At 66.5% G+C, this 1268-nt stretch carries 1 protein-coding gene; it reads right to left on the reverse strand.

What is annotated here, in order from left to right; translation table 11 throughout:
• The coding region (locus JMF90_RS37495; RefSeq protein ID WP_305790777.1) for a malic enzyme-like NAD(P)-binding protein at positions 1-1247 on the reverse strand (1247 nt) is incomplete at its 3' end.
• Positions 1248-1268: the final 21 nt, after the last annotated feature.

Raw genomic sequence — 1268 nt, forward strand, 5'->3', positions numbered from 1 at the left:
TCGATCGGGCGCGTCGCGACGCCGCCGTCCATCGCGGCCTGCGCGACGGCCGGCGCGATCTTCACGATCAGGCGCGGATCGAACGGCTTCGGAATCAGGTATTCGGGCCCGAACGACAGATCCTGGATGCCGTACGCGGTCGCGACGATGTCGCTCTGCTCGTGCTGCGCGAGCTCGGCGATCGCATTGACGGCCGCGATCTCCATTTCACGCGTGATCGTCGTCGCGCCGACGTCGAGCGCGCCGCGGAAGATGAACGGGAAGCACAGGACGTTGTTGACCTGGTTCGGGTAATCGGTGCGGCCGGTGGCGAGCACGGCGTCCGGGCGCACTTCGAGCGCGAGCTCCGGCAGGATTTCCGGCGTCGGATTCGCGAGCGCGAGGATCAGCGGGCGCTCGGCCATGCCCTTCACCATCTCCTGCTTCAGCACGCCGGCGGCCGACAGGCCGAGGAAGATGTCCGCGCCGTCGATCACTTCGGCCAGCGTGCGGGCGTCGGTTTCGCGCGCGAAACGCTCCTTGTCCGGGTCCATCAGCTCGGTGCGGCCCTTGTAGACCACGCCGGCCAGGTCGGTCACCGTGATGTTCTCGAGCGGCAGGCCGATGTCGACCAGCAGGTCGAGACACGCGAGCGCGGCCGCGCCGGCGCCCGACGCGACGAGCTTGACCTTCTTGATGTCCTTGTTGACGACCTTCAGGCCGTTCGTGACGGCCGCGGCCACGACGATCGCGGTGCCGTGCTGGTCGTCGTGGAACACCGGGATCTTCATCCGCTTGCGGGCTTCGCGCTCGACGATGAAGCAGTCCGGCGCCTTGATGTCTTCGAGGTTGATCCCCCCGAAGGTCGGCTCCAGCGCGGCAATCACGTCGACGAGCTTGTGCGGGTCCGATTCGTTCAGTTCGATGTCGAACACGTCGATGCCCGCGAACTTCTTGAACAGCACGGCCTTGCCTTCCATCACCGGCTTCGACGCGAGCGGGCCGATGTTGCCGAGACCGAGCACCGCCGTGCCGTTCGTCACGACGCCGACCAGGTTGCTGCGCGCGGTGAAGCGCGCGGCGTTCAGCGGGTTCTCGACGATCTCCTCGCACGCGTACGCCACACCCGGCGAATACGCGAGCGCGAGATCGCGCTGGTTGATCATCTGCTTGGTCGGGGCGATCGCGATTTTGCCGGGAGTCGGAAATTCGTGATAGTCGAGCGCGGCTTCGCGGAGCTTGGCTTTGGAGGAGGCTTGGGTGGACATGTGTCTCGAGACGGGCGGATT

Origin of the sequence: Burkholderia sp. E168m23 (assembly GCF_016586125.1) — a bacterium.
Classification (GTDB): Bacteria; Pseudomonadota; Gammaproteobacteria; order Burkholderiales; family Burkholderiaceae; genus Burkholderia; species Burkholderia orbicola.